Source organism: Streptomyces sp. PTL18 (assembly GCF_059510295.1).
On the sequence record NZ_JCAJZO010000001.1, the window covers coordinates 43,481 to 69,303 of the forward strand.

The following is a 25,823-nucleotide window of genomic DNA, read 5'->3' on the forward strand; positions in this document are numbered from 1 at the left end:
TCCTAAAGCATCGACTTGCGCTTTAGTGAGCGAGTCCCTACCGTGCTTAAAGCGGAGATCATCGCTTTAGTATCGATCTGAGGAGAACCAAATGACCCAGTACGAGGTCCAGTACCAGCTCGCCAAGGCGTTCCACGCCTACCTCACCGCCCGCGACTGGGACGGCATCCGGACCCTGCTCACCGACGACGCCACCTGGGTCCTCCCCGGTGACAACACCATCTCCGGTACGGCCGACGGCGCCGAGGCGGTCGTGGAGCGGGCGAAGAAGATCGCCTCCTACGGCCTCACCTTCGAACTGCTCCACATCCTGGTCAGCCCCGAGAACATGGCCCTGTCCCTCCACAACACCGCCCGCCGGGGCGAAGTCCGGCTCGACGAGTACCTCTCCACCGTCTGCCGCCTGCGCGACGGCAAGATCGCGAGCATCGAGACCTACCTCTCCGACGTCCCCGGCATGAACGCATTCTTCGTCTGAACCGCCCCGCACAGACAGGCATGTCCATCACTCAACGGGTCTGCCGACGATCTTGTGATCCGGACGACCGAGCGGCCCGTCCACGCTCGGGACGGATCAGTGAAGAGCGGTCCGGGCGGCACTGAAGGCCGCGCCCGGAGGTGTGAGGGGACTCAGCTCTGCGTGCTGCCGTCGATGAGCTCGCGAATGACGTCCGCGTGACCGTTGTGTTGGGCGTATTCCCTGATCATGTGCATCATGATGCACCGCACGTCGAGATCCCCAAATCGGTGGTGCGTACGAACATCATCCAGTGAAACCCCGGCGAAGATCTCGCGGCTGTGCTCACAGGCGGCCAGGTAGCGCGCGACGTCCTCGGGCAGTGTCGCGCCGTCGTTCAGCAGGAAGTCACCGTCCCTGCGCTTCGGCCAACCGAAGGGCGCGGGTTCCTCACTCTGCTTGATGACGTCAACAAACCAGAGAAACTCGACCCTGGTGAGGTGCCGCACCAATCCGTGCAGGGTGGTGAGGGACGGAACGACACGCCGGGCAGTCTGTTCCTCGGTCAACCCATCGAGCTTCCTCAGCAACTCGGCGCGATGGTAGTCGAGCCACCCGGCCAAGGCCTCACGTTCAGGCGCCATGGTGATGGTGCGCAGGTCGAAGGGCTTGAGCGGCGAAGCGAAGGTCTGCGGCCCAGAGGCGTCACTCATGGCCGCATTGTCGCAGACGAGGTCAACGCCCGATCCTGACAGGGACATCCTGCTGTACAGCAGAGAAGTACAGCAACCACAGCGACCGACCATGACCCACAGCGACCCTCAGGAGCCGTGGCGATCGGCGAGCGCGACGACGCGCAGTTCATCGGGGCGCTCGATGACGAACGGCAGGTCGAGTGAGGCCAGGAGCGGGGGCAACCAGTCGACGGGCCTTGACCCCGAACCCTGGACACGGGTCATGTGGCTGGTGTCAGCGTAGTTGATGTTGTTTCGGATGCTGTCTCGTAGGCGATCGGGCTGCGTTGTCCGAGGTGGGAGCGACGACGTCGGGTGTTGCAGCGGTGGAGCCAGCGGAACGCGTCGAGGCGGGCCTCGCGTTCGCTGGGCCAGGTCTTGCGGCCTTGGAGCGTCTCGCGTTTGAACGTCGCGTTGAAGGAATCGGCGAGCGCGTTGTCCGCCGAGCTGCCGATCGCACTCATGGACCGGCGGACGCCGGCCTGGCGGCAGGCGTCGGCGAAGGCCCGGCTGGTGTACTGCCCAGGTTCATCCAGTCGTTGCAACACCCCTGATCAGAGAGGTGTGTTGTGGGACGACCAGCGGGTTGGATAACGGAGTCGACGGGGCGCTCACCCAAGAAGTCGCCGGGACGGCCCTCGACTCAGCGGGAGGTCGAGAGACTGTTCTGGCGAGAGATCGCCAAGGGACTGACCAGTGAGGATGCGACCGTCGCCGTCGGAGCGGCGCCAGCGGGCACCCGGTGGTTCCTGCATGCCGGCGGGATGCCGCAGATCGATCTTGCCGTCTCGGGCCGCCACCTTTCGTTCGCCGAACGTTGGAATCGCTCCGGCCGCTTTGTGGGCGTCCACACCCCACGCCCGGCTGACACCTCGGTCACGTCGACGGCCGTCACCGCGTACTCGGCGCTTCGGCATGCGGGTCAACCGCGCGTACGGCGGCCAGCGACCGCCTCTGGTGGCCGTCGGCTTCGAAGTTCTCGGGCGACAGCCACTCCTGGAACGACATCTTCAATTGCGGCCACTCGGCGTCAATGACGGAATACCATGCCGTGTCGCGGTTCCTGCCCTTGTACACGACCGCTTGGCGGAAAGTCCCCTCGTACGTGAAGCCCAGCCGCTCTGCGGCCTTGCGTGAGGGCGCGTTGAGGCTGTCGCACTTCCATTCGTAGCGCCGGTAGCCGAGTTGATCGAAGACGTAGGACATGAGCAGGAACTGCGCTTCGGTCGATACCGGAGTCTGCTTCAGCAGGGGTGAGAACATGACGTTTCCCACCTCGACGACACCATTGGACGGGTCCTGCCGCATCAGGGAGAGGGTGCCCACAGCAATACCGCTGAGATCGATGACGGCATAATGCAGTGGATCTTCTACCGTTGCGACCGTCGCGGCGTAGCGGTGGTAGTCGCCGTGACTGCCGAAGGGGCCGACCGTCATATACGTCCAGTCCCTGTCGTCCGGCGCGAGACGATAGGCGGAATAGAGATCGCCTGCGTGGCGATCGGCGTCCAGCGGTTCCAGCCGGCAGAAGGAGCCGTCGATGGTGACGCGGGCGGGCGCCGGGCGGGCGCTCCACTCGGCCAGCGGTCGGCCAACGGCCTGGGCGTATTCGTTGAGCTGCGAGGACATCCTGCTTCCCCTTCTCTCGGTGTGGCGGCGCCTGGAACGTTAGGCATCGCGTGGCTCCTTGGCCAGGTCCACAATCAAGGCAATCCATGGGTCCACGGATGGCCTGTGCGCGGGGAGAGAGTCATGTCAGCAAGCAGCGAGGCCCTGGAGCCGCAGCTCGACCTTCTTCTTCAGGCGCCGCTGACACGGGAGCGCAGCGGTGCGTCCCTGCAAAGGCAGCTCCCGCACCGCATCCGCACCGCCATCCTCGACGGCCGGCTGCCGGCCGGCGACGGTCTGCCGGGCTCCCGCACCCTGGCCGGGGAGCCGGGCCGTCCCGCAGGTCGCCGACCGGCTGGAGTGGCCGGACAACCTGTGGATGGGCGTGTCCGTGGAGAGCGCGAAGGAACTGCCGCGCGTCGACCGACCTGCGGCAGGTACCGGCGGCGGTGAAGTTCCTCTCGTGCGAGCCGCCGCTGGGGCCGCTGGACGGGCTGGAACTCACGGCGATCGACTGGGTCATCGCGGGCGGCGAGTCCGGGCCTGGGCACCGGCCGCTGGAGGAAGCGTGGGTAACGCAGATCCGGGACACCTGCCAGGAAACCGGGATGGCCTTCTCCGGTTCTTGTCGCTGGAGCCATTGCTGGGTCCGGTGCCGTCCCTGGAGCCGTCGGGGATCGACTGGGTGATCGTCGGCGGCGAGAGCGGCTCGGCTCACCGGCCGCTGGACGTGGCCCTGGGTCCGCGACATTCGAGACCGGTGTGTCGATCTTCGGGTCGCTCCGTTCCTCAAGCAGGTCGGTGGGCTGACCCCGGAGGCCGGCGGCCGTCTGCTTGATGGTTGGACCTGGGATGAGTATCCCGCAGCGGTCGGCCGTGCTGGGCTGTGACCCGGATACGTGTGTGAGGAAGAGGGAGCAGCGGTCCGGGATATGAGGTCCCTGAGCCTTCTTGGGCACTGTCCGGCCGATCATGTGACGGGGCCGCGGAGCCCCTTGCCGACCCAGCCGGTGGACGAACCGCCGACCGGGCCGGTGGGCCGGGTCGGGGTCAGCTGGTGGTGAAGTAGTGGCCGTCTTCGAGGTCCGCGATCAGGCCGGGATGAACCGGCTCCCAGTCCAGCAACTGCCTGGTGTCCGCGTTCGGCATCGTGATGTCGAGCGTGATGAACGGGAAGCCCTTGAAGTGGTCCGCGGCCTGCTCGGCGGGGATGCTCACGGCCGGGACGTTCAGGTGGCGGCCGATGATCCCGGCGATCTCCCGCACCGTGATGCCCTCCTCGGTCGCGGCGTACAGCTGGGATCCGGTCGCGGCCTTGTCCAGCGCGAGCCGGAAGACCCGGCCGACGTCCAGGACGTGACCGGCGGCCCAGTGGTTGACACCGTCGCCGACGTAGCCGGACACGCCTGAGTCACGAGCGATCTTGATCAACCTGGGGATGAAGCCATGCCGGTCCCGCGTGCTGTGGGTGACCGGCGGGACCGCGACCAGCATGGTCCGCACGCCCTGATCGGTGAACCCGGCAATCGCGCGTGCGACGGCGGAGCGTGGGTTGGCGTCGATCGCCGCATCCCGCTTCGCATCACCGGTGTGTGTCAGGCCGACGCCGATGAGGGTCTTGCCTGTGCCGGACAGCGCCTCACCGAGTGTCCGCACCACGGCCAGGTCGGCCCTCGCCGCGTCGGCGAAGTTCCGCGGGGATATGGCGCCATGGTCGAACGCGAGGTGGATGACCGCGTCCGCGTCGGCCGCCGCCAGACGCAGACCGCCCAGGTCTGCGATGTCGCCGCGGCACACCTCGGCGCCCATGGCCTTGATGGCGACTGCCGAGGCGTCGGACCGTGCCAGGCCGACGACCTCGTGTCCGGCCTGGATCAGTTCGGGCACCACGGCCGATCCGATGTGGCCGCCGGCGCCGGTGACGAATACACGCATGAGTTCTCCTGGGGTCGAGCACCCCGCCCGGAAGGAGCGAAGTGATGTGACTTGGTACCGTCACCATAGCCGCTGTGACGGTACCAAGTCACATCACTTAGGCTGTCCCCATGGCTCGATGGGAACCGAACGCACGAGAACGGCTGGTGCGCGCCGCACTCGACCTGTTCACCGAACAGGGCTACGACGCCACCACCGTCAACGAGATCGCCGACCGAGCCGGTCTGACCAAGACGACCTTCTTCCGGCACTTCCCCGACAAACGAGAAGTGCTCTTCGCCGGCCAGGACACGCATGCCCGGCTCCTCGCCGACGCGATCAGCGAGGCGCCCGGCCCGGCCACGCCACTGCAAGTGGTCGGAGCGGCCCTCGACGCCATCACAGCCACCTTTACGGACGACCGCCGCGAGTTCAGTGCCAACCTCCGCTCGGTCACTGCCGGCAACAGCGAACTGCAGGAGCGCGCCGCCTTCAAACGCGACGGACTTGCCAAGGCCATGGCAGACGCGCTCCGCAAGCGCGGCGTATCGGAACCGACCGCGGGCCTCGCCGCCGAACTCGGCATCCGTGCCTTCTACCACGCCTTCGACCAATGGGCCGATCCAACCAACCGGCAGACGCTCACCGAACTCGCACGCCACGCACTCGACGAACTCCGAACCGCGATGGCTGCGCTCGACTAGTGCCCCGGTCTTGAGGTCTCTGGGCGCCTCCTGAGTCGTGTTCTGTTTCAGAGGCTGAACCGAGGCTGAACGGCTGACTTTGGAGAACTGGGCCAGGCGGCGTTCCACGGCTCAAGGGCTGGCGAAGCGGGCGCGGATCGTGCCGGCCTGTGCCGCGGGCGGCAACAACACGGCCGTTGCCGCGCGGCTGGGGATGGACCGCAAGACGGTGACGCGGTGGCGGACCAGGTTTCTGCGAGATCGCCCGCCAGACCAGCCCTGGTCCGGCGGTCCACCTGGTCTGTGGCAACCTCTCCGCCCACAAGGCGCCGGTGTAGGCCTGACCGCCTCCATCGACCGGGGGCCGAAAACCCGGGCGGGCCTGGTCGCCACCTGGACCGACCGAGGGAAAGGATGACGGGGAGCAGCCTCGGACGCTGCGGGGAGAGGAGAGGGGAACGACATGTGCCGTCTTTTCGGGATGACCGGTGCACCCCGGCGCACCCACGCCACGTTCTGGCTACTGGATGCGCCGGACAGCCTCCGCGATCAGAGCCACCGCGACCCCGACGGCACCGGACTGGGCTACTTCCGGCCCGACGGCAGCCCGCAGGTCCACAAGGCACCGATCGCAGCCTATGCGGACCGGGCCTTCGCGGAGGAGGCCCGGCAGGTCGAATCCGTGACCTTCCTCGCCCACGTGCGCTACGCCTCCACCGGCGATCTGCAGGTCCGCAACACCCACCCGTTCGAGCAGGAGGGGCGGCTGTTCGCGCACAACGGAGTCATCGAGGGGCTGGACGAGCTCGACCACCACCTCGGACGCGACCGGGCGCTGGTCCGGGGCGACACCGACTCGGAGCGGCTCTTCGCCCTCATCACGCGGGAGATCGAACACCACGGCGGTGACATCTGCGCCGGCATCCGGCAGGCCGTACGGTGGGTGGCCCAGAACCTGCCCGTCTACGCCCTCAACGTCGTCCTCACCACTCCCGATGAGCTGTGGGCGCTGCGCTACCCCGAGACGCACGAGTTGTACGTACTGCAGCGGCCCGCAGGCGGACACCACGGCGCGCGGCATCTGGACCACAGCGGCAGCCATGGGGACATGCGCGTCCACTCGGCCGATCTGGCCCACCACCCCGCCGTCGTCATCGCCAGCGAGCGCATGGACGACAACCCTCACTGGCGCCTCATGGAACCGGGCGAGCTGCTCCATGTCGACCGGCGTCGGGACACCACCAGCCACGTCGTTCTCCCCCGGCCCCCCGCCCACCGTCTCGGTCTCGACGACCTGCGCCCCGAGGCCGCAGCCTCACAGAGGTGATGCGCTCGCGGGAACCGGCCCTGGCCGACCGGGGGCCGTAGGCACGCACGGAGCGCGGGGTCTGGAGGCACGCACCAGGCGTGCCGGTGCCCTCACCGCGCCGCACAGGTGCCCTTGGCCTGGGGACGGGTGCCGTCGGCCCCGTCTGGCAGGTGGAGGTGGAGCGCGAGGCCGTCGGCTGTGGCGCGCGCGCCGGTCAGCCCGACGCCGGAGGGAAGCGCGGGCAAGGGTATGGAGCGCGGCTTCAGACGCTGGGCTGCCGAGGTGTCGCCGACGTTGCTGCGCAGGGTGGCGACGGGAAGGGTGCGTCCGAGGACCGTGAGTTCGGTGGGGGTGACGACGAGTGTGTCGGCACGCACCGTGATGTCGGTGTGGACGGTGACGGGCACGCCCAGGCTTCCGACGGTGCCCGTCAGGATGAGGCCTGTGCCGTCGGTGCCAGGGGTCCACGGGGGGCCGCTGCCGGGGCGGGGCAGACGCTTGGCCAGCTGCGTGTAGGGGATGGTCACGGTGGCGCTTCCGCCGTGGGTGGCGCCGTCTGTCATGACCCGGCGCAGGTGCGCATCGAGGTGCAGGGCCATGCCGCCGCGTCGCAAGTCGTCGGCATGGAGGTCGACGTCGCCGATGCTTCCGTGCAGCATGCTCACGGCTGCCAGCGCGCTGTCGAGGGTCGCGCTCACCTTCCCGACAGGAGCGAGGCGGCATGCGGCGACGTGGCGGATGCGCTGTTCGGCCCGATGCCTCAGGACGGCGTTGCCCGCCGGCGGCGCTATGAGGATCACGGCTGCGCAAGCGGCCGGCAGGAGGCGTCTGCGGATCATGAAGCTGTGGTCCCCATCGCGCGCAGGATGTCGAAGGCCTGGGGCAGCATCGCGGCCGGCCGGTGGGTGCCCGCGGCGCGGCGGCTGCGCTGGGTGCGCAGAACGGCGCGAACGCTTGCCAGGGCGGCGCCGGCGACCACGGCGGCGTGCAGATCCGCGTCCGGTGTGCCGGGTTCCAGCCGGCCGAGGACAAGGCGCGTGAGACGGTCCTCGAACTCGGTGAAAGCCTGCATCATCCGCGCTGCGATGAGTTGTTCGGTTCCGTCCAGAGGGTGGGTGAGGGCGGTCAGGCTGGTGTTCTGGAACGGCGCGGCCGCGGCCAGCAGCGCGTTGCAGACGGCGTCGAAGGGGGGCTCGTCCACGGGGCGCTGCCCAAAGGCGCGCTCGACTGCCGCGAAGAGTTCGACGCCGTCGGGTAGCAGCAGGTCCTCCTTGCTGTCGAAATAGCGGAAGAACGTGCGGGTGGACACGTCCGCGCAGGCGGCGATGTCGGCGACGGTCGTGTCGGCGAAGCCGCGTTCGGCGAAGAGCCGGGCGGCACAGGTACGCAACCGCTGTCGTGTCTGGTCCTTCTTGCGTTCCCGCAGTCCCGGGGTCGGTGACGACTCGTGTGGAGTGGGCATGACGTCAGCCTATCTTGTCAGGTATGCCAAATGACACCCATGACAAATGACAGTCGTGCCACTTTTGGTCTAGTGTCCTTCGCGGCAACCCACCGAACCTCGCCCGGAGCCGTCCATGCCTGCCCGATCCCAGCCGTCCACGCCTGCCCCATCCGAGACGGACGCGTCCGCCCTCCCTGCTTCCGCCCGACCAGTCGGCGGCCTCACCCGGCTCGGCGGCTGGTGCGCCCGCCACCCCGTGGTGGTCGTGGCCGCCTGGGTACTGGCCCTGACCGCGGCGCTGACCGGCCGTCACGTGGTGGCACCGGCGTTCAGCGACCAGGTGAGCCTGTCCGGCACGCAGTCCCGCACCGGTGCGGACCTGCTCGCCGCCCACTCCCCCGCAGCGGGCCGTTCCAGCGGCCGTGTCGTCTTCCACAGCGCCGGCGGTGCAGTGGCCTCCGACCGATCGGTGAGCAGCTCGCTGTCGAGGCTGGCACACCTGCCCCATGTGGCCTCCGTCTCCGCTCCGGCGGTCAGCGAGGACGGACGTACCGCATACACGACCGTGCGGTTCGACGTGGAGGCCAAGGCCCTCGGCCACGACTACACCCACCAGCTGGACCGGGCGACACAACCGGCCCGCGACTCCCACGTCCACGTCGCCTACGGCGGTGACCTGGACCAGGTCACCAGGCAGCCCGCCGACGACCGCGCCAGCGAGCTCATCGGCATCGTCGCCGCCCTGCTCGTACTGCTCCTCGCCTTCGGCAGCATCCTCGCCGCGGTGCTGCCTCTGGTCTCCGCCCTGATCGCGGTGGGTACCGGGCTCGGCGTCGTCGGCATCGTCGCCGGGACCGTGTCCTTCGCGACCTCCGCCCCGACCCTGGCCACCATGATCGGTCTGGGCGTCGGCATCGACTACGGCCTCTTCCTGACCACCCGCTTCCGGCAGGACCTGAGGGACGGTCACGACCCGGTCTCGGCCGCCACCCGCACCACCGCGACCAGCGGCCGCGCCGTCCTGGTCGCCGGGGTGACGGTCGTCGTGGCCATGCTCGGCCTCTACGCCTGCGGCCTGAGTTTCATCGGCAAACTGGGATTCGCCGCCTCCCTCGCCGTCGCTGTCACCGCGACCGCCGCCGTCACACTGGTCCCGGCCGCTCTCAGCCTGACCGGCCGCCACATCGACCGCTTCTCCGTTCGCCGGCCCATAGCCGAGACCTCCGGCGATCGCGACGGATGGCACCGCTACGCGGCCCGCATCGCCCGGCGCCCATGGCGTTTCCTCGCCGTAGGCACTGCGGCCCTCGCTCTGCTCTCCGCCCCCGCCCTGTCCATGCGGCTGGGCCACGTCGACGCGAGCGCGGACGGCGCCGGAACCACCAGCCGCACCGCCTACGACCTCATCGCCGAGGCGAGCGGTCCCGGTTTCGGTCCCGGTGCCAACGGCCCTCTGACCGTGGTGATCGACCTCGGCTCCGACCGCTCCAAAACGCCCGGTCTCACCACTGCTCTGCAGCGGGCCCTGGAGCAGACCCCCGATGTCGCCCAGGTGACCACGCCCGCGTCCACCCCGGACGGCAGCCTCCTGACCACCACCGTCATCCCTGTTCACAGCCCCCAGGACGCGTCCACCACCGCCCTGGTGACCACCCTGGTCGGGGAGACCCTCCCCAGCGCCCTCCGCGGCACGGCCGCCCACGGTTACGTCACCGGCGCCACGGCCGCCCAGGTCGATTTCCGTGACACCGTCCGGCAGCGCCTGCCCGTCATCATCGCGACCGTCCTGGCCGCGGCCTTCCTGCTGCTGATGACGGTCTTCCGCAGTCTGGTCATTCCGCTGAAGGCCGTGCTGCTCAATCTGGCCACCACCGCGGCCAGTTACGGGGTGCTGACCGCTGTCTTCCAATGGGGCTGGGGCAGCAGCCTGCTCGGCCTGCACGAGTCGGTGCCCATCGAGTCGTACGTCCCGATGATGATGTTCGCCATCGTCTTCGGACTCTCCATGGACTACGAGATCTTCCTGCTCTCCCGCATCGCCGACCTGTGGCACACCAGCGGCGACAACACCCGCTCCGTCGGCACCGGTCTGGCTGCCACCGGCCGCGTCATCTCCAGCGCCGCCCTCATCATGACCGCCGTCTTCCTGTCGTTCACCACCTCGCCCACGGTCGTCGTCAAGATGCTCGCCCTCGGCCTCGCCGTGAGCGTCGTCCTCGACGCCACCCTCGTCCGCCTCGTCCTCGTCCCGTCCAGCATGTTTCTCCTCGGCCGCGCCAACTGGTGGCTTCCCGAACGACTCGACCGCCGCCTTCCCCGCCTGCACGCCTGATCCGCGGTCCGGCATCCGTCAGGGCCGCCTGGGAGTGCGTCAGGCGGGCAGGGCGGCGAGCCAGTCGGTCAGGAGCCGGTTGAGCTCGGCGGGGCGTTCCTGCTGGATCCAGTGCCCGCAGCCGTCGAGGAGATGAGAGGAGACCAGGCCCGGCAGCGTGACCGGATACGCCTTGATCGCGTCGGCCAGCCAGGTCGTGGAAGCGTCCAGGCTGCCACCGACGAACAGGGACGGCTGGGTGAGGGGGGCGCCGTCGAAGGCGGCGAGGTCCTCCCAGTCACGGTCCATGTTCCGGTAGCGGTTGAGCGCTCCGGTGAAACCGGTGCGCTCGAACTCCCCCGCGTAGACGTCGAGGTCCCGCTCGCCGAGCCAGGCGGGCAGTCGGCCGGCGGGAAACCGGTCACGCAGCGTCCCGGCCTTGCTGACGAAGTGCGGATCGGGAGCGCCGGATGCGGGCATGGTGTCGGCGGACAGGGCCGCGTAGAAACCCGCGAGCCAGCCGCGTACATCGGGTTCGATCTCGGCCTCGGCGCGGCCCGGCTCCTGGAAGTAGGAGATGTAGAACTCCTCGTCCCCGCCCATCCGGGCGAAGACGTCGCTGGGGCGGGGCCCGCCACGGGGGATGTAGGGAACGCCCAGCAGTCCCACCGCCCGGAACACGTCCGGCTCGAGGAGGGCGCAGTTCGCGGCGATGGTCGCGCCCCAGTCGTGGCCGATGACCACCGCCGACTCCTCGCCCAGCGCGTGCACCACCGCGACGTTGTCCTGCACCAGGTCGAGCATCCGGTACGCATCCGTCGGGGCCGGCTTGGAGGAGCGGCCGTAGCCGCGGAGATCGACGGCGACCGCGCGGTAACCCGCCGCCGCGAGCACCGGCAACTGGTGGCGCCAGGAGTACCAGGATTCCGGGAAGCCGTGTACGAGCAGCACCAGCGGCCCGGTTCCCTGCTCCACCAGGTGAATCCGGCCTCCCGGCGAGGCGACCAATCGGTGTGTGAGCTCTGCGACCTGCTGCGACATGCGTCTCCTTCGGGACCGTCGGTCTCCTGTACGCCGGGACGGCCCTCTTGCGCCGTTCCGTCGCCTCAGCGTCGATCATCCGGAAGCCGTACCGAGAAGACGAGTCCGTTTGCCGATTCGGCAAGTCCGGCCCTCGACGGTGACACCGACGCGGTCGGCCGACCGTCCCGGTACAGGACGGCCACCAGCCGTGGTCCCCGCTCGAGGGTTCATCCTTCCTCGGGGGCCGTGCGCCCGGTGCGAGACGGCTCTCGCACCGACGCCCCAACCGGCCGCTGCGGCGATCGCCGGCGAGGCCGGGCGGTGCCGGCCTGGTCAGTACGGTGCTCGCGGGCGACCGTGCCGGTGACGCCGTAGTCCGGGCGGGAGGGCGCCCTGGCCGAGGACGGCCGACATCTCATCCGCGCTCGCGGACGTACGCCTCCAGCTCGGCGGCCCCGGCCAGCAGCGCCCGCCCCCGGGCGGACAGCCGACCTCGCCAGTCGTCCAGGGCGGTCTCCAGTGGTGCCAGCCCGCCGGCCGTGCGTACCCGGGCGATCAGCGGGGCGATCTGCTCCAGCAGGTAGCCGCCGCGTCTGAGCTGGTGGGCCAGTCGGGCGTCCCGTGCGTCGGCCTCGTCGTAGACGCGGTACCCGGTCCGTGGGTCGCGGCGCGGGCGCACCAGACCGGCGCGCTCCCATGCGCGCAGCGTCGCGGGCCGGATGCCGAGCTTCTCCGCCAGCGGCCCGATGAAGGTGCCGTCGGACCCGGACGCGGGGCCGGAGTGGGACGCCGCGGAGGGCTCCAGGGCGCGGAGGGCGCGCTCCACGGCCTGGAGGGTCCGGCGGTCGTCGAGGAGCTGGGCATGGCTCTCGTCGATGAGACGGAACGCCTCATCGGCCTCTCCCTGGTTCACCGCCCGCATGATCGACGCTGCCGTCGGGTGACCGTGGCCGGGCACCAGGGCAAGAAACGCGCTCAGGGCCCGCGCGTGCAGCGGCGTGTAGGTGCGGTAACCGTGAGGCGTGCGACCGGCGGCCGGAAGGATGCCGTCTTCCTCGTAGTTCCTGATCGCCTGCGTGGACAGACCGTGCCCGCGTGCCAGATCGACCGGCCTGAGCCGCTCCCCGCTTTGAAGCTTTCGACCCATGTTTCGAAGGGTAGCGGGGACGATGACTTGGAAAGTTTCAACCGGGTGTTCAACGATACCGTTGAAGCCGTGGCGACTGACATCAAGGACACCGCGCATGCCGTCGAGGCTGCCGCCGTCATGCGACTGCTCCCGGCCCAGCCGCAGTTGCTCGCGCTGGGCGAGCCCACCCACGGTGAGGACACGCTGCTCGAACTGCGCAACGAACTGTTCCGGCAACTCGTCGAGCAGGAGGGGTACCGGACGATCGCGATCGAGAGCGACTGCATGAAGGGCCTGGTCGTGGACGCCTACGTCACCTCGGGAGCGGGCGCCCTCGACGACGTCATGGAGCGCGGCTTCAGCCACGGGTGGGGAACATCCGCGGCCAACCGCGAGCTGGTGCGCTGGATGCGCGCGTACAACGACGGCCTGCCCGCATGCGAACGGCTCCGCTTCGCCGGTTTCGACGGCCCGCTGGAGATAACCGGCGCCGCGAGCCCCCGGCAGGCCCTCACCGCACTCCACGGCTACCTCTCGGCCCGGGTGGACGTGGACCTGCTTCCCTGCACGGCGGAAGCGCTCGACCACCTGCTCGGCACGGACGACCGGTGGACCGATCCCGCCGCGATGATGGACCCGGCCCAGTCCGTGGGGCAGTCGGCCGAGGCCGGGGAGCTGCGGCTGGTCGCCGACGATCTGGTGGCGCTGCTCGACGAGCAGACACCCCACCTGATCACGGCGACCTCGCGGGAGGACTGGGACCGGGCACGCATGTACGGGCGCACCGCGACCGGCCTGCTGCGCTACCACCACTGGATGGCCGACACCTCGCAGGCCCGCATGACCCGGCTCGTGGGCCTGCGGGACCAGATGATGGCCCACAACCTCCTCGCCGTCGCCGAACGCAGCCCGGCGCTGGTCCACGGCCACAACGGCCATCTCCAGCGGGGCAAGAGCGTGATGCAGCTGTGGGAGGGGCCGGTGGAGTGGTGGAGCGCCGGCGCGCTCGTGAGCGCCCACCTGGGCGGGCGGTACGCCTACCTGGCCACGGCCCTCGGCACGATCCGGCACCGGGGAGTGGACACACCGCCGCCCGACACCGTCGAAGGCCTCCTGTACGGGCTTGCGGAGGACGGATGCGTCGTCGACGCGCCCCGGCTGGCCGCCGTCCTCGGGGACACGCGGCCTGCCCCCCGCGTGTCCCCGTGGTTCGGCTACTCCCCGCTCGACCCGGCACACCTGGCCGAGAACGACGGGATCGTGTTCGTCAAGGACGTCCGGCGGACATAGCGCCGGGCAAGGGGCCGCACTGGAGGCCCCAGGCCTTGGCGGTCCGCCACGGCGGGGCGAGCGCTTCTCCGTGTGGTCGGCGCCGGATGGCCGTGAGGAAGTCTCCGATTGCCGTCGCGACGGCGCCGTGGGTTTCCGCAGGGAGCAGGCGGCCGGCGTCGGAGGTGTGGTCAGGGCCGCGTGCGGGATGCCGGGCAGGAGGGGGTCGCGCAACACGCGCGGCGGCTCGACCACGTCGTCTCTGTGCGGCCGGCGCCATCACGGGGACCTCGATGTCCAGTGCGGCGTGTGCGGCTTGCGCGGCGGGCCGCGACGAGCGCCATGGTCTTCCGGCGCCGGGCCGGCATTCCCCGGCTGCGAGGCGCGCCGCGCCGTCGGAAGCTGTGTGGAACCCCGGCGCACGCCTCGCTGATCCACCACGGGACGCCGAGGTGTGCTACGGTCTTCGTGTTGCAGTTGTGGTACCCATGAACCCATGTGCGCCTGACGGGAATGTTTCTCCTTCAGGCGCATTGTTCGTTTACCGGCATCTCCGGATGGGGCCTCTGCCTACAGAAGGAGAAGGTCATGGCACAGGGAACCGTGAAGTGGTTCAACGCCGAAAAGGGTTTCGGCTTCATCCAGCAGGACGGCGGCGGCCCCGACGTCTTCGCCCACTACTCGAACATCGCGGCGCAGGGCTTCCGTGAGCTCCACGAGGGCCAGCGGGTCTCCTTCGACGTCACGCAGGGCCAGAAGGGCCCGCAGGCCGAGAACATCGTCCCCGCCTGATCGCCGTACGCGTATCCGCTCACCGGGGTCCGCACCGTCATGGTGCGGACCCCGGTTTGTGCTGTCCCCAGGAAGGCAGACAACTGCATGTCCCGCAGGTCCCAGAAGCCGACGCCCGCACGGCCGGACTGCGCGCGGAGCCCAGGGCCCCCCTCGCGCTGGTGCTGGTGCCCACCCGTGAACTCGCCCAGCAGGTGACGGACGCGCTGACCCCCTACGCGGCGGCCGTGAACCTCCGGCTGTCCACCGTGGTCGGCGGGCTGTCCATCACCAAGCAGGCCGATGCGCTGCGGCGCGGCGCCGAGGTGGTCGTGGCGAGTCCCGGGAGGCTCAACGACCTCGTGGAACGTGGGGACTGCATCCTCGACCAGGTACGCGTCACGGTGCTGGACGAGGCCGACCAGATGACCGACATGGGCTTCCTGCCGCAGATCACCAAGCTGATCCGGCAAGTACGGCCCGACGGGCAGCGCATGCTCTTCTCGGCCACCCTGGACCGCAACATCGACACCCTGGTGCAGCGGTTCCTGACCGACCCCGTGGTGCACTCCGTGGACCCGTCCCAGGGAGCGGTGACCACCATGGAGCACCACGTGCTCCACATCCAGGACGAGACCGACAAGAAGGCCGTCACCACGCGCATCGCGGCCCGCGACGGCCGGGTCATCCTCTTCCTCGACACCAAGCGGTCCGCCGACCGGCTCGCCAAGCGGCTCCTGGCCGCCGGTGTCCGGGCAGCGGCACTGCACGGAGGCCGCTCCCAGCCGCAGCGGAACCGCACCCTGGAACAGTTCAAGAACGGGCAGGTCACCGCGCTGGTGGCGACGAACGTCGCAGCGCGGGGCATACACATCGACGACCTCGACCTCGTGGTGAACGTCGATCCCCCCACGGACCACAAGGACTACCTCCACCGGGGCGGCCGCACGGCTCGCGCCGGTGGCTCCGGCAGCGTGGTCACGCTCGTCCTGCCGGACCAGAAACGGGACGTCACCCGGCTCATGTCGGATGCGGGCATCCGCCCCCGGACGGCCCGCATCACGTCGAGCGACGCGGAACTCGCCACCATCACCGGCGCCCGCGAGCCTTCCGGCGTGGCGGTCACCATCGAGGTCCCCCAGCCGGCGACACCGGCGGCATCCCGCCCGGCCCGGCAGACCGGCAGCAAGCCCGGCAGGCGATCCGGCCCCCGACGCCGCAACGGCGCCCGGGGCGAAGCGGCGGCAGATGTCGCCACCCGGACGGGGAGCCGGAGCTCCGATCGCCGGGGCGCGGCCGGGGCGAAGGCATCCGGTGACGCCTCCGCAACCGGCGGCCGGGGTTCTGGTCGACGGACGGGTTCCGGCGGGACCACGGGCGGTGCCGTCGCAGCGGGCGGTCGCAGCTCGGGCCGTCGGTCCGCGGCCCGTCCGGGGGACGGCGCCGCCCCCGGGAAGGCTGTCCGAGGATCCGGCCGACGGGCGGCGGCCGACGGAGCCACGGGCGGCGCTGCGGGCACCCGCGGCCGCGGCTCCGGCCGCCGAGGCTCTGGCGCACCGGGCAACGCCGGCCCCGGTGACGACTTTTCGTAGGCGTTCGTCCTCGAGTCGCGCAGAGGAGTGGTCGCAGACGACCGCGACCCCCACGTCCGCCGGTGCAGGGTGCGCCTGCCGCCGCGTTCGGCCCGCTGCCGGCCCGGGCAGGGCTACGGGGGCGCTGCCGCGGTGTGCGGGGCGGCGGAATCCGCTGCGCGGGTCAGCGCTCCTGCGGCAGGCGGACCTCGCCGGTCCCCAGGGCGATCACGGCCCGGGGTCGCATGGGCTCCTCGCCGCGCCGGGACAGCACCACCACCTCCTCGACCACTGCCGACAGCGCGCCGAGCCGGGCGGCGCACTCGGCCGCCAGGAGCGTCGGCTCCCGGGTACGGCCCAGAGACAGGTGCGGCGTAAAGCGGCCTCCGCGGCCGCGGCAGCGCGGGAACCTCAGCCCCAGTTCCCGGTGGAGACGGGCCCACGGAGCCGAGCCCGCTGCGGCCGGATCGAGCCACACCGTCGCGTAGTGCCGGTGGCGAAAGCAGCGCACACCGGCCAGGCGCGCCGCGAACACCGTGGTCTGAGCCGCCCCGGCGGAGAGCAGTGGCACGGCCCGCGCGAACTCCTCCTCCGGCACGAAGCCGAACAGCACATTCACATGCGGCGGCCACCGCCGTACCTGCGGGTCGTGCTCCCAGCGGATGTCCTGAATCACCGGCCAGAGTTCCCGCGGCGGCAACCAGGCCACCGCCGTCCGCGGCGTCGGCGCTGCCTCCAGCGCATCTACCGGCTCGGCCCCACCGAAAACCGGATTCCCCTTCACCTGGCCATGGTCCCAAATCGGCCCGCGCACCGTCCCACACTCACCGACGACCGGGAACGACATACGCGGTGCGCCTTTGCCGGCAGTCCGAGACGGAAAAACCATGTGCTCTCCCTCGCCGTACGCGCGCACCCTGCGTGGACATGACCGCGCGGTCACACGACTGACCTCGCGGGACTCCGGAACTCGGCGCCGAGGAGGCACTCATGACACGAGGGGCGGGGCGGGGCGGGGCGGACCCCCGCCCCGCCGCGCAGTGCCCACGTGGCAAGAGCGGCCGGCGTCTCGCGCAAACCGTGTCGAGGGTCCTCAACAACGAGCCCTACGTCTCCGACGACGCGCGACGACGCGTCCTGCGAGCCGCCGAGCAACTGGGCTGCCGGCTCGACAACGCGGCCCGTGTGCCGGCTTCCGGACGTACACGTTCCATCGGGGTGGTCCTTCTGGGCACAGCCGGGTACGGAACCGCCTCGCTGCTCGTGCCCATCGAGCGAGCCGTTCGGAACTGCGGCTACGCCCTCCGTGTGGTCAACACGCCGAACGGCCGGCCGACGGTAGCGCCGCCGCCGTGGAATCGCTCCTGGAGCAGGGCGTGGACGGCACGACGGAACCACGCAGGGTCGCGGGGGACTGTACGAGATGCAGCTCCTCGGCATCGAGCCACGCCTGCTCCGCCAGCGCACCGACCTCGGCCCCCCGGCGGCCGGCGCAACCTGACCGGTCCTAGGCTTTCCGGGCCAGCCCGGCGGCGATGAGATGCTCCCAGACGGTGAGCTCCCGTGCGCCGCCGCTGTTCCACCGGCTGTCGACCACGTCAGGACGCCACAGGGACGCGGGGACGATCCCGGGGTCGAGGATCTCCAGGCCATCCAGCAGGGATTCGATCTCCTCGTCGGTGCGCCACCGGCCGCGGCCGAACGTCTGCTGAAGGACTCTCTCGGCCTCAACCGTCTCCGGGTTGTTGCCGGAACGGAAGTGGCTGACGAAGAAGTAGCTCCCGGAGGGGACGTGGTCGAACCAGTAGCGGACGATTCCAGCCGGGTCTTCCTCGTCGTTGACGTGGTGAAGGATGGCACTGAACATGACGGCGACCGGGCGGTCGAAGTCGATCAGTGCCAGGGTGTCCGGGTGGGTACGGACGTCTTCGGGGTTGCGTACGTCGGCCGGGACGACCCTGGTCCGGTCGTTCTCCTCCAGCAGTGCGCGCCCGTGGACCAGCACTTGTGGGTCGATGTCGACGTACACGACCCGGGATTCCGGAGCGTACCGCTGCGCGACCTGGTGGACGTTGTCGGCGGTCGGAAGACCACTCCCCAGGTCGACGAACTGCCGTACGTCGGTGGTCGTGGCGATTTCCCGCACCGCCCGGGTCAGGGCTGCGCGGTTGGCGAAGGCGATCGCTATCGAGCCCGGAAGGTCACGTTTGAACACGTCGCCGACCTCCCGGTCGACGGCGTAGTTGTCCTTGCCGCCGAGCAGGTAGTCGTAGACGCGGGCGATACTGGGCTTGCTGGGGTCGATCGAGGAGCCTTCATCCGTCATGGCAACCATCCTCCCCTGAGACACCGCCCGCCGACCATGACTTGGAATTCTCAAGACCGTGTCCTGCGTGGTGGGGCGGGCGCCGCGCCGTAGTGACGTCGTGTAGCGTGACGACCCCGCACGGTGACACCGGTCCGCCACTTCGGCATGAGGCGCGCGCAAAGGCGCGGAGGCGTAGCGTGACAGACATCGGGGGCGGGGCCGATCGGCGCACGGCAGCGCGCCGGGAGCGAGGGTGTGGCCCCGTGGTCCGAAGACAGCGCCGAGGTCAGGAGCACCATCCGTGACAGCACGTGTCCGACCGCGTGGAAGCCGCCGCTCAGCCGCCCTGCGCACCGCCGTGCCGCTGGTCACCTTGCTGCTGGCCGCGGCCGCCTGCGGCGAACCGCCCGCACAGGTGCACCCCCGCAGCCCGCTCCCGTCCGCCACCGCCGGCCAGGGCTCGCAAACCCGTCCGAACGAGGGTCGCCCGCCGGGCCGCGCCACGGCCAGCGGCACCGCCTCGGCCACCGGCCGTGCTCCCTCGGCTCCCACCGGTGCCGCCTCCTCGGTGCCCGCAGCCGCCTGCGTCGACCGGTTGTTCTCCGGCATGACCCAGGCGCAACGGGTCGGCCAGCTCTTCATGGGCGGGGTGTCCGCGGCCCGTCCCGACCAGACACAGCTGCGGACTCTGCGTGACCACCACGTGGGGTCGCTCATGCTGACCGGGCGCAGCAGCGCCGGTACGAAGGCCACCAGAAAGCTGGTGGACGGCGTGCGGGGGCAGGCCGACCAGGTCGCCGGGCGGCGAGTCGGGATGCTGGTCGCCACCGACCAGGAGGGCGGCAAGGTGCAGGTGCTGAGCGGCCCCGGATTCTCGGCCATTCCCAACGCGCTGACCCAGGGCAGCTGGTCGCCCACGACGCTGCGCAGCCGGGCCGCCGAGTGGGCCGGCCAGCTGAAGGCCGCCGGGGTCGACCTCGACCTCGCCCCCGTCGCCGACGTCGTGCCGGCGAGCCTGGGCACCCGCAACGGGCCCATCGGCAGCTACTACCGTGAATACGGGCACACTCCCGACACGGTGACCTCGCACAGCGGCGCTTTCGCCGCCGGTTTCGCGCGGGCCGGCGTGATGACCACGCTGAAGCACTTTCCCGGGCTGGGTCAGGTGCTCGGGAACAGCGACACCACCGCGAACGTCGTGGACTCGGTGACGACCGCCTCCAGCGCCAGTCTCACGCCCTTCCGTAGCGGGATCAGGGCGGGCTCGCCGTTCGTGATGGTCTCGCTGGCCAAGTACACCAGAATCGACTCCGCACACCTGGCGGTCTTCTCGCCGAAGATCATCGGAGGGCTGCTGCGCACCCAACTCGGCTTCAGGGGCGTCGTCATCTCCGACGACCTCGGGCAAGCGGTCGCGGTACGGTCCTACACGCCTGCGCAACGGGCGGTCGACTTCCTCGCGGCGGGCGGGAACATGATCCTGACGGTACGTCCCGACACCGTACCGGCGATGGCGCAGGCGGTTCAGGCCCGGATGCGGCAGGACGCCTCGTTCCGGGCGCAGGTGGACGACAGTGTTCACCGGATCCTCGCCGCGAAGCGCGACGCGGGCCTGCTCGTCTGCACATGAGCGCCGGTCGTCGACCTGGTGCCGCAACAGGCGACGTTCGCCCCGGCGCGACGCCCGGCACGCTCCCCCAAGCTCCTCCAGCAGGGGGTGCCCCCAGAGCACGCACCGGACGCCGCTCCTTGACGGGCGAACGTCGCCTGTTGCGGCACTAGCGCGTGGGGGCTCGCAGGGCCGTGACGAAGCCGGTGCCGGACGGGTTGTCCATGGGCCGGCCGTACTGGGCCGCGACGATGTCGAGTGGGTGGAACTCGGTGCGCCATCCGTGGTCGTCGAGCCAGTCGGCGGTGCCGGAGCCCAGGCCGCCCTTCCACAGGGAGGTGATGTGCGCGATGGAGGGATCGTGAAGAGCGGTTCTTCCGCTGCGTCCTCGCTCCAGGGTGAGTCGGCTGGCGGGGGCCGACAGTTCACCGACGGTGGACAGCACTGCGGCCGCCTCCTCTTCGGTGAGGTAGACCAGCAGGCCCTCGACAAGCCAGGCGGTCGACCGGCCCGGGTCGAAGCCCGCATCGACCAGTCGGTCGGCCCACCCGGTGCTCAGCAGGTCTGCGGGGACGGCGGTTCTCTCACAACGGGGCACGGCGGACTCCGCTGTCAGGACGCGGTGCTTGAACTCGAGGACCGGCGGCAGATCGATCTCGTACAGGCGGACACCGGGTGGCCAGCAGAGCCGGTAGGCGCGGGTGTCCAGTCCGGCTGCGAGGAGGACGATCTGGTCGCAGCCGGACCGGAGGAGCCGGTCGTCGTAGAAGCGGGTCCGGATCACTGTCTGGACCTTCAGGGCTCGCGCCAGCGGACCAGGGCTCTGCCGCCGTCGTAGCGGCTCTCCCGAGGCGGCCAGAAAGGCCGCGGCGTACGGATCGTCGAACAAGGCGTTGCCGGCTGCGCTCTCCTGCGCCCGGGCCCGGGCCACGGCCAGAGCCGTCCTCGACACGGCGCTCAACGGCTGCGAGTTCGTCATGAGGCTCGACAGTACATCGCAGGGGATACACCTGTGACGACGTATTCGGGCCGTGGCCGTGGACGGAGTGCTGCTGCCCGGACTCGGCGGATGTCTGACCGACCTGGCCGTGACACCGTCCGACAGGCCGCTCCGACGTCGCTCACGCCGGGCGAGCCGGCCGTGATCGCCCATGCGTTCCGCTCCGCCGACCGCTCCATCCGGGAGATCGTCGCGCGCACCGGCTTCGCTCAGAGCCGTGTCTCCGCCTCCGTCGGCCACCTGTGTGAACGCGGCCTGCTCGAGGCGCTTCCCGACCCCGGCGACGGCCGCCGGACCCTGGTACGCCTGACCGACCGGGCACGCCAGGCCGTGCACGCCCGCGCCGGCCGCCGCGCCGCATCGCGTTGCCCGACGAACTCGGGGACCTGCTGCTGCCGGTGAGCGGCTCGCCGGGGCCCTGCCCTCCGGCGCCAGGGGTGGTGCCGCGCCGCCGCTTGCTCAGCCGATGGTGACGACGCGCGCCCAGGGCGGTGGGGCGTCCGGGACGTAGTCGGGGTCCTCCTCGTCCGCGGCGCGGGCAGGACGGGGGAAGAGACCGACGACGGTACGACAGGGCGGTTGCCGAGGGCCACGGCGTCTGACCGTCCGTCAGGGCGACGATCACGTCCGGGCGGGGCCGGGAGCGCAGCGCCCGCGCGAAACCGGCGCGCAGATCTGTTCCCCCGCCACCGACCAGGGCGAGGCTCTCGGCGCGGCAGAGCGGGACGGCGACCCCGGCCGCCGCGTCGCAGGAGATCACCGACACCAGGTCGCGCCGCCCGCCCACCGCCCGCGAGATCTCCGCCACCTCCAGCAGGGCGCTGCCCAGTTCCCCGTCACTCACCGACCCGGAGGTGTCGATCACGACGCAGACCCGGGGCGGCGTACGGCGCAGGCTCGGCAGCAGCACCTTGGGGACACCGGCCGAGCGCCGGGACGGACGTCGGTAGCTGTGGTCCTCGCCCATCCCCGGGGCACTCGCCGCCGAGCGGACCGCCGCCCCCAGCAACTGCCGCCACGGCTGGGGCGGATGGAACGCCTCGTCCGCCCATCGGCGCCACCCCTCCGGCGCGTCGCCGGGTCGGCCCTTGATCCCCTCCGCGACCCGGAAGCGGACCGCGTCCCGCTGCTGCCTGCTCAGCCCGTGTGCCCCGTCGGGCCCCAGCTCCCACGGCCGGTGCTGCCCGTCGGCGCCACTGCCGCAGTCCAGCCAGGCCAGGTCCGCGGCGAGCCCGGACATCGACGCCGTACGCAGGTACTCCTCCATCAGCAGCCCTTCGGGCAGCCGCAGCAGAGACGGCAGCACCGCCCCGGCAGGCACGGGCAGCCCGTCACCGTAGGTGTCGTCGTTGATCTCGAAGTCGGCGGCGATGTTGCGCCGCAGCCTCCGCCAGCCCTCGGTCGGGGGAACCCCCGTCTCGCTTCGCTCGCCCGGTCCGTGCTCCTCGTACTCGCGTGCGTACCTCTCGCCCCGCCCGTGGTGGTCCCGGAGCAGATGGGAGACCTCATGCACCCAGACGCCCGCCAGTTCCTCCACCGGGGTGCGCGCCACGAAGTACTGGAGGTCATGGGCATCACCTGGGGTTCAGTAGGGGACGGGACGGGACGGCCCGTCCCGGAGGTCGTGAGAGCGCGCGGGCGCGGAACGCGCGGCGCGGGACGGCGACTTCGGTGGGTCAGCGGGGCAGTCCGGTGCGGGGCCGGGCCCGGCTGCTGCGCTTGCTGCGCATGTCGACAGGCGCGCGGCGGTCGAGCCGGGGACGATGGCCCGATCCCGCCTGCCCCGCGCCCGAGACGTTCCCGCCCCCGGCGGCTCCGGCACCGGGATGCACGGCGACCAGCCCCGCGCGGAAGAGCCCCTCCTCGATACGGCGGGCCGCGGCGGACTCGAGTTCCTCCTGGAGCGGCCCGTCGCGCAGAACCGCAGCGAGACCGAGCAGCCCCTCGACCACGGCCAGTGCCCCGGCGATGTCGCCGTGGCCCAGCCGTTCCCGGACCGCCGGCAGTGCCTCCGGGTTGCGGTGCACCGCGTCGATCGCGCGCAGGCAGGGCAGAGCCGGTCCGCCGAGCGCCACCAGGAGGTCCTCGCGGCGCAGTTGGGCAGGGTCGTGATCGACCGCCGTCAGTGCCCCGTCCCGCAGCGCGATCCGGTGGACCGCGCCCCGGCACTCCACCCGGTGCGGATCGCCGGGCGCGGGGGCGGGCCCGGACACCGGTGCGGACCCGGACACCGGCAGGGCTGCGGCGACGAGCGGATGCAGTCGCTCGGCCGCGACCAGACCGGCCCGCAGCAGCTCCAGATCGGGAAGCACCCGGGCCGCCGCCTCCGGTAGCACCGGAAGCGCCGCGACCTCCTGCGGCGGAAGCGCCTCTTGCAGTGGCCTGAACGTCGGGGCGTGACTGTCGTCGGGGGCGACGAGTTCGAGCACGGCGCGGCTGCGCGCACCGAACCGCACCGTGAAGGCCCCGCGAGGGCGCCCCTCGGCCCGCAACAGCAACTCCGCCTCGGCGGCCCAGCGTGCCGCCGCCCACGAGGAGTGGTGCACGGTGGACCGATCAGGGCCGGCCGGCCGATCCGGCGGGTCCGCCCGGTCGGCGGGACCGGAAGGCCAGGAGCGCGGGACGGCCCGGGCGACGCCGTGGACGGTGCCCCGCCGGCACCGCACCGCCGCGCCAGTTCACCGCTGCGCCCGGCGTCCCAGAGATGCCGGTGCAGGTCGAGCCGGAAGCGCCGGTCGGGATGCGGGTGCGGATGGTGCCCTGCGGCGTCGTTTCCGGACCCCTCCCACAGGGCCAGGGACATCCGCTGTGCGGCGTCCGCCCACGCGGGTGGAGTCCGCACCACCAGATGCAGCGGCGGGGCGCCGGACCTCCGGTATGTGGCCAGGGAGACGGTGACACCGGGGCGCAGCCGCCCGTGGGGGGCGATCCGGGGCATGTGCCAGCGCAGCAGATCCGGCGTCAGAGCGCGCAGGTCTGCACGGAGATGGGTGGCGAGATCGATGCCGTGGCGAAAGCGCACGGCGCGCAGATCGAGATCGACGTCGACCCGAGCGGCAGCACAGGCCCCCGCCCAGTCACCGACCGCACGCCGTGCGGTCGCAGTCTCGATCATGGACGGTGGCACAGCGTATGCACGCACGCGCTGCCACATCAACAGGCGGGCCGGAATCAGGTTCGCGACGTGGTGTGCCATCAGCACTCACCTTGCGCGAACGATTCCCCCAATCCACACGGGAAGTTGTTCTTCATTCCCGTGCATCATAGGCAGCCCGATGGCAGCCTGTCAGTCCTTATGCACCTGTCGTCGGCCTTCCACGGGCTCCCGTCGCGGGCGAGCCGCGCCGCGATCGATCCGGCACCGCCCGGGCCGGTTGCCGGGCGCCGGCGTCGTCATGACTTCGACCGTACGTCCGGGACGCCCCGTCCAGGCGGGCGGGCGGCCACCCGATCGGCCGATACGGTCCCGGCCCCCGGCGTGCGGTGCACCCCCGGGCGGGTGCATTCTGAGTGCGAACGGTTGCTGATGCGCCGCGGCTGTGCTCACCGCTCCGTCAGGGAGGCACCGTGATCGTGATAGCCCTGCTCGTCCCGGTGATCCTGCTCCTGGTGGCGTTCGTGCTGGACGCCCTCGAGGATCTCCTCTTCCCTCCCCCGCCCTCACCTCCGCCGCAGAGCGAGACGACGCACGCAGGATGACCGTTGGTCCGGCCGTGTCAGCCGCCGAGCCGGGTGCGCAGGAGCTGCTTGCCGAGCTCGGCGCCCTTGCGGCTGTCCGCCTGGGCTTTGCGGAACAGTTCGACGAGCTCGGTGTCGTTCTCCCGTTCGGCGTCCTGGATGTAGGTTTCCAGTCGCAGGGCGTTGTTCAGGCAGGCTTCGAGGAACCAGATGAGGTTGTAGTCCTTGTCCTTGGTGCCGGTGACGTCGCCTGTTTCCGTGCTGCTGGCCATTGGCGCTTCCCTTTCCTTCGTAGGTGAGGACGATCGCCTCTCGAGCTCAGCGTGCGGGATGAGGCTGAAGATCGCCTCACGGCCCGCTCCGCTTGCGGGCGCACCTCCACGACTGCGCCGCGGCGGTGACGAGCCGGAGCGGGCAGGACGACATCGCCGCGATCCCACCACCGCCCGTCCGGCAGATCGCGCCCGGGGACGCATCCACCTGGTGGCGGCCGGGGCGTCCGTCCGTGCGACCATCGACCCGAGCGGAGGAGATCGATCCATGGCGGCCGGCGATCGCGTGCTGCCGTTCGGCACCGGGCGCACGTCACCGGTCGCCGTGCGGGGACGTCGCCCGTGTGGTCTCCACCGTGCTCCGCGAGCCGGCCCCGCACACGGGGAAGGTGTACGAGCTGACGGGGCCACGCACGGTCGGGAACGAGATGGCCGAGGAGTACTCACGGGGGCCGGGGCGTCCGGTGTCCTGGGTGGACGTGCCGCTGGAGCAGTGGTGTACGGGAGTGCTCGCCACCGGTGGGCTTGCCGCCGCACACCGACGAGCACATCGCCGGCACGGCCCACCTTCACGGCGAGGACCGCTGCGACCGAGCGTCCGACGACGTCGAACGCGTGACGGGCGTGCCCGCGCAGCCCATCGAGGCGTTCACGGCCGCACGCAGGGACTCCTGTCCGGACCGAACCGCACCGATCCGGTTCCCCCGTCGCATCAGTGATCACTTGCCGTGTT

25 protein-coding genes and 6 pseudogenes are annotated in these 25,823 nt (G+C 70.9%); 16 read left to right on the top strand and 15 right to left on the bottom strand.

What is annotated here, in order from left to right:
- Positions 1-91: 91 nt before the first annotated feature.
- A complete protein-coding gene (locus AC5WS8_RS00245) occupies positions 92-478 on the top strand; it encodes a nuclear transport factor 2 family protein (protein WP_496101172.1) in 387 nt (128 codons plus the stop codon).
- Positions 479-630: 152 nt separating this feature from the next.
- On the opposite strand, the gene AC5WS8_RS00250 is transcribed toward AC5WS8_RS00245, so the two are convergent.
- From AC5WS8_RS00250 to AC5WS8_RS00260, 3 genes and pseudogenes are all read right to left on the bottom strand, one after another.
- On the bottom strand, positions 631-1,170 hold the full coding sequence (locus tag AC5WS8_RS00250) for a DinB family protein (RefSeq protein WP_496101173.1): 540 nt from the start codon (positions 1,168-1,170) through the stop codon (positions 631-633).
- 108 nt (positions 1,171-1,278) lie between these two features.
- A pseudogene (locus tag AC5WS8_RS00255) lies at positions 1,279-1,383 on the bottom strand (transcriptional regulator); the annotation flags it as partial.
- Positions 1,384-1,412: 29 nt separating this feature from the next.
- Positions 1,413-1,736 (bottom strand): integrase core domain-containing protein, encoded by a 324-nt coding sequence (locus AC5WS8_RS00260; protein WP_496101174.1) that lies wholly within the window; start codon positions 1,734-1,736, stop codon positions 1,413-1,415.
- A 45-nt stretch (positions 1,737-1,781) separates the two neighbouring features.
- Here AC5WS8_RS00260 and AC5WS8_RS00265 point away from each other — a divergent pair.
- Positions 1,782-2,009 (top strand): annotated as a pseudogene (locus tag AC5WS8_RS00265) (IS30 family transposase); the annotation flags it as partial.
- A gap of 73 nt (positions 2,010-2,082) precedes the next feature.
- Here the strand turns inward: AC5WS8_RS00265 and AC5WS8_RS00270 are convergent.
- Positions 2,083-2,820, bottom strand: a complete 738-nt coding sequence (locus AC5WS8_RS00270) for a GNAT family N-acetyltransferase (RefSeq protein WP_496101175.1) — start codon at positions 2,818-2,820, stop codon at positions 2,083-2,085.
- A gap of 98 nt (positions 2,821-2,918) precedes the next feature.
- Here AC5WS8_RS00270 and AC5WS8_RS00275 point away from each other — a divergent pair, with 98 nt between their 5' ends.
- The 3 genes and pseudogenes from AC5WS8_RS00275 to AC5WS8_RS00285 all read left to right on the top strand — a co-directional run.
- Positions 2,919-3,488: a DUF5131 family protein gene (locus tag AC5WS8_RS00275; protein ID WP_496101176.1), complete on the top strand. Its 570-nt coding sequence runs from the start codon at positions 2,919-2,921 to the stop codon at positions 3,486-3,488.
- Positions 3,452-3,637, top strand: a complete 186-nt coding sequence (locus AC5WS8_RS00280) for a hypothetical protein (protein ID WP_496101177.1) — start codon at positions 3,452-3,454, stop codon at positions 3,635-3,637. The genes AC5WS8_RS00275 and AC5WS8_RS00280 overlap by 37 nt, the downstream gene beginning before the upstream one ends.
- A pseudogene (locus AC5WS8_RS00285) lies at positions 3,594-3,689 on the top strand (hypothetical protein); the annotation flags it as partial. The gene AC5WS8_RS00280 and the pseudogene AC5WS8_RS00285, both read left to right, overlap by 44 nt.
- 160 nt (positions 3,690-3,849) lie before the next feature.
- Here AC5WS8_RS00285 and AC5WS8_RS00290 read toward each other — a convergent pair.
- A complete protein-coding gene (locus AC5WS8_RS00290; RefSeq protein WP_496101178.1) occupies positions 3,850-4,734 on the bottom strand; it encodes an SDR family oxidoreductase in 885 nt (294 codons plus the stop codon).
- Between the two features lie 110 nt (positions 4,735-4,844).
- Between AC5WS8_RS00290 and AC5WS8_RS00295 the strand changes: the two genes are divergently transcribed.
- The 3 genes from AC5WS8_RS00295 (at position 4,845) to AC5WS8_RS00305 (ending at position 6,723) form a co-directional block, all read left to right on the top strand.
- Entirely contained in the window at positions 4,845-5,417 is a 573-nt protein-coding gene (locus AC5WS8_RS00295) for a TetR/AcrR family transcriptional regulator (protein WP_496101179.1), read from the top strand.
- Positions 5,418-5,496: 79 nt separating this feature from the next.
- Positions 5,497-5,814 (top strand): helix-turn-helix domain-containing protein, encoded by a 318-nt coding sequence (locus AC5WS8_RS00300; RefSeq protein ID WP_496101180.1) that lies wholly within the window; start codon positions 5,497-5,499, stop codon positions 5,812-5,814.
- 45 nt (positions 5,815-5,859) lie between these two features.
- Positions 5,860-6,723 (top strand): class II glutamine amidotransferase, encoded by an 864-nt coding sequence (locus tag AC5WS8_RS00305; RefSeq protein ID WP_496101181.1) that lies wholly within the window; start codon positions 5,860-5,862, stop codon positions 6,721-6,723.
- A gap of 92 nt (positions 6,724-6,815) precedes the next feature.
- Here the strand turns inward: AC5WS8_RS00305 and AC5WS8_RS00310 are convergent, their stop codons facing one another.
- The gene (locus AC5WS8_RS00310; protein WP_496101182.1) at positions 6,816-7,544 is read right to left on the bottom strand and encodes an LmeA family phospholipid-binding protein; all 729 of its coding nucleotides are present in this window, start codon (positions 7,542-7,544) and stop codon (positions 6,816-6,818) included.
- Positions 7,541-8,167, bottom strand: coding sequence for a TetR family transcriptional regulator (locus AC5WS8_RS00315; RefSeq protein WP_496101183.1), 627 nt, complete (start codon positions 8,165-8,167; stop codon positions 7,541-7,543). The genes AC5WS8_RS00310 and AC5WS8_RS00315 overlap by 4 nt, the downstream gene beginning before the upstream one ends.
- Positions 8,168-8,282: 115 nt before the next feature.
- On the opposite strand from AC5WS8_RS00315, the gene AC5WS8_RS00320 reads away from it, so the two are divergent.
- Positions 8,283-10,481 (top strand): MMPL family transporter, encoded by a 2,199-nt coding sequence (locus AC5WS8_RS00320; RefSeq protein ID WP_496101184.1) that lies wholly within the window; start codon positions 8,283-8,285, stop codon positions 10,479-10,481.
- 39 nt (positions 10,482-10,520) lie between these two features.
- On the opposite strand, the gene AC5WS8_RS00325 is transcribed toward AC5WS8_RS00320, so the two are convergent.
- Both AC5WS8_RS00325 and AC5WS8_RS00330 read right to left on the bottom strand, forming a co-directional pair.
- A complete protein-coding gene (locus tag AC5WS8_RS00325; protein WP_496101185.1) occupies positions 10,521-11,501 on the bottom strand; it encodes an alpha/beta fold hydrolase in 981 nt (326 codons plus the stop codon).
- A 397-nt stretch (positions 11,502-11,898) separates the two neighbouring features.
- Positions 11,899-12,630, bottom strand: coding sequence for a TioE family transcriptional regulator (locus AC5WS8_RS00330; protein ID WP_496101186.1), 732 nt, complete (start codon positions 12,628-12,630; stop codon positions 11,899-11,901).
- A 69-nt stretch (positions 12,631-12,699) separates the two neighbouring features.
- Between AC5WS8_RS00330 and AC5WS8_RS00335 the strand changes: the two genes are divergently transcribed.
- The 3 genes from AC5WS8_RS00335 to AC5WS8_RS00345 all read left to right on the top strand — a co-directional run bounded on the left by AC5WS8_RS00335 (position 12,700) and on the right by AC5WS8_RS00345 (position 16,244).
- The gene (locus tag AC5WS8_RS00335) at positions 12,700-13,902 is read left to right on the top strand and encodes an erythromycin esterase family protein (protein WP_496101187.1); all 1,203 of its coding nucleotides are present in this window, start codon (positions 12,700-12,702) and stop codon (positions 13,900-13,902) included.
- 567 nt (positions 13,903-14,469) lie between these two features.
- A complete protein-coding gene (locus tag AC5WS8_RS00340; protein WP_496101188.1) occupies positions 14,470-14,673 on the top strand; it encodes a cold-shock protein in 204 nt (67 codons plus the stop codon).
- A 56-nt stretch (positions 14,674-14,729) separates the two neighbouring features.
- Entirely contained in the window at positions 14,730-16,244 is a 1,515-nt protein-coding gene (locus AC5WS8_RS00345; RefSeq protein WP_496101189.1) for a DEAD/DEAH box helicase, read from the top strand.
- A gap of 163 nt (positions 16,245-16,407) precedes the next feature.
- Here AC5WS8_RS00345 and AC5WS8_RS00350 read toward each other — a convergent pair whose 3' ends face one another.
- On the bottom strand, positions 16,408-17,037 hold the full coding sequence (locus AC5WS8_RS00350; protein WP_496101190.1) for a 2'-5' RNA ligase family protein: 630 nt from the start codon (positions 17,035-17,037) through the stop codon (positions 16,408-16,410).
- Between the two features lie 234 nt (positions 17,038-17,271).
- Here AC5WS8_RS00350 and AC5WS8_RS00355 point away from each other — a divergent pair.
- A pseudogene (locus AC5WS8_RS00355) lies at positions 17,272-17,608 on the top strand (LacI family DNA-binding transcriptional regulator); the annotation flags it as partial.
- A 122-nt stretch (positions 17,609-17,730) separates the two neighbouring features.
- On the opposite strand, the gene AC5WS8_RS00360 reads toward AC5WS8_RS00355, so the two are convergent.
- Entirely contained in the window at positions 17,731-18,558 is an 828-nt protein-coding gene (locus AC5WS8_RS00360; protein ID WP_496101191.1) for an SAM-dependent methyltransferase, read from the bottom strand.
- Positions 18,559-18,832: 274 nt separating this feature from the next.
- On the opposite strand from AC5WS8_RS00360, the gene AC5WS8_RS00365 reads away from it, so the two are divergent.
- Entirely contained in the window at positions 18,833-20,161 is a 1,329-nt protein-coding gene (locus AC5WS8_RS00365; RefSeq protein ID WP_496101192.1) for a glycoside hydrolase family 3 N-terminal domain-containing protein, read from the top strand.
- Positions 20,162-20,309: 148 nt separating this feature from the next.
- Here the strand turns inward: AC5WS8_RS00365 and AC5WS8_RS00370 are convergent, their stop codons facing one another.
- On the bottom strand, positions 20,310-21,119 hold the full coding sequence (locus AC5WS8_RS00370; protein ID WP_496101193.1) for an SAM-dependent methyltransferase: 810 nt from the start codon (positions 21,117-21,119) through the stop codon (positions 20,310-20,312).
- A gap of 90 nt (positions 21,120-21,209) precedes the next feature.
- On the opposite strand from AC5WS8_RS00370, the gene AC5WS8_RS00375 reads away from it, so the two are divergent.
- Positions 21,210-21,542: a MarR family winged helix-turn-helix transcriptional regulator gene (locus AC5WS8_RS00375; protein WP_496101194.1), complete on the top strand. Its 333-nt coding sequence runs from the start codon at positions 21,210-21,212 to the stop codon at positions 21,540-21,542.
- Between the two features lie 57 nt (positions 21,543-21,599).
- On the opposite strand, the pseudogene AC5WS8_RS00380 reads toward AC5WS8_RS00375, so the two are convergent.
- Both AC5WS8_RS00380 and AC5WS8_RS00385 read right to left on the bottom strand, forming a co-directional pair.
- Positions 21,600-22,695, bottom strand: a pseudogene (locus AC5WS8_RS00380) (vWA domain-containing protein); the annotation flags it as partial.
- A gap of 121 nt (positions 22,696-22,816) precedes the next feature.
- A pseudogene (locus tag AC5WS8_RS00385) lies at positions 22,817-24,336 on the bottom strand (hypothetical protein).
- Positions 24,337-24,707: 371 nt separating this feature from the next.
- On the opposite strand from AC5WS8_RS00385, the gene AC5WS8_RS00390 reads away from it, so the two are divergent.
- Positions 24,708-24,839, top strand: a complete 132-nt coding sequence (locus AC5WS8_RS00390; RefSeq protein WP_496101195.1) for a hypothetical protein — start codon at positions 24,708-24,710, stop codon at positions 24,837-24,839.
- A gap of 17 nt (positions 24,840-24,856) precedes the next feature.
- On the opposite strand, the gene AC5WS8_RS00395 is transcribed toward AC5WS8_RS00390, so the two are convergent.
- Positions 24,857-25,090, bottom strand: a complete 234-nt coding sequence (locus tag AC5WS8_RS00395; protein ID WP_496101196.1) for a hypothetical protein — start codon at positions 25,088-25,090, stop codon at positions 24,857-24,859.
- Positions 25,091-25,823: the final 733 nt, after the last annotated feature.

What these genes read in the sequence shown, in the direction of transcription:
- AC5WS8_RS00245 (WP_496101172.1), top strand. Translation starts at nt 92, where the DNA reads ATGACCCAGTACGAGGTCCAGTACCAGCTCGCCAAGGCGTTCCACGCC.
- AC5WS8_RS00250 (WP_496101173.1), bottom strand. Translation starts at nt 1,170, where the DNA reads ATGAGTGACGCCTCTGGGCCGCAGACCTTCGCTTCGCCGCTCAAGCCC.
- AC5WS8_RS00270 (WP_496101175.1), bottom strand. Translation starts at nt 2,820, where the DNA reads ATGTCCTCGCAGCTCAACGAATACGCCCAGGCCGTTGGCCGACCGCTG.
- AC5WS8_RS00275 (WP_496101176.1), top strand. Translation starts at nt 2,919, where the DNA reads ATGGCCTGTGCGCGGGGAGAGAGTCATGTCAGCAAGCAGCGAGGCCCT.
- AC5WS8_RS00290 (WP_496101178.1), bottom strand. Translation starts at nt 4,734, where the DNA reads ATGCGTGTATTCGTCACCGGCGCCGGCGGCCACATCGGATCGGCCGTG.
- AC5WS8_RS00295 (WP_496101179.1), top strand. Translation starts at nt 4,845, where the DNA reads ATGGCTCGATGGGAACCGAACGCACGAGAACGGCTGGTGCGCGCCGCA.
- AC5WS8_RS00305 (WP_496101181.1), top strand. Translation starts at nt 5,860, where the DNA reads ATGTGCCGTCTTTTCGGGATGACCGGTGCACCCCGGCGCACCCACGCC.
- AC5WS8_RS00310 (WP_496101182.1), bottom strand. Translation starts at nt 7,544, where the DNA reads ATGATCCGCAGACGCCTCCTGCCGGCCGCTTGCGCAGCCGTGATCCTC.
- AC5WS8_RS00315 (WP_496101183.1), bottom strand. Translation starts at nt 8,167, where the DNA reads ATGCCCACTCCACACGAGTCGTCACCGACCCCGGGACTGCGGGAACGC.
- AC5WS8_RS00320 (WP_496101184.1), top strand. Translation starts at nt 8,283, where the DNA reads ATGCCTGCCCGATCCCAGCCGTCCACGCCTGCCCCATCCGAGACGGAC.
- AC5WS8_RS00325 (WP_496101185.1), bottom strand. Translation starts at nt 11,501, where the DNA reads ATGTCGCAGCAGGTCGCAGAGCTCACACACCGATTGGTCGCCTCGCCG.
- AC5WS8_RS00330 (WP_496101186.1), bottom strand. Translation starts at nt 12,630, where the DNA reads ATGGGTCGAAAGCTTCAAAGCGGGGAGCGGCTCAGGCCGGTCGATCTG.
- AC5WS8_RS00340 (WP_496101188.1), top strand. Translation starts at nt 14,470, where the DNA reads ATGGCACAGGGAACCGTGAAGTGGTTCAACGCCGAAAAGGGTTTCGGC.
- AC5WS8_RS00360 (WP_496101191.1), bottom strand. Translation starts at nt 18,558, where the DNA reads ATGGTTGCCATGACGGATGAAGGCTCCTCGATCGACCCCAGCAAGCCC.
- AC5WS8_RS00370 (WP_496101193.1), bottom strand. Translation starts at nt 21,119, where the DNA reads ATGACGAACTCGCAGCCGTTGAGCGCCGTGTCGAGGACGGCTCTGGCC.
- AC5WS8_RS00375 (WP_496101194.1), top strand. Translation starts at nt 21,210, where the DNA reads ATGTCTGACCGACCTGGCCGTGACACCGTCCGACAGGCCGCTCCGACG.
- AC5WS8_RS00395 (WP_496101196.1), bottom strand. Translation starts at nt 25,090, where the DNA reads ATGGCCAGCAGCACGGAAACAGGCGACGTCACCGGCACCAAGGACAAG.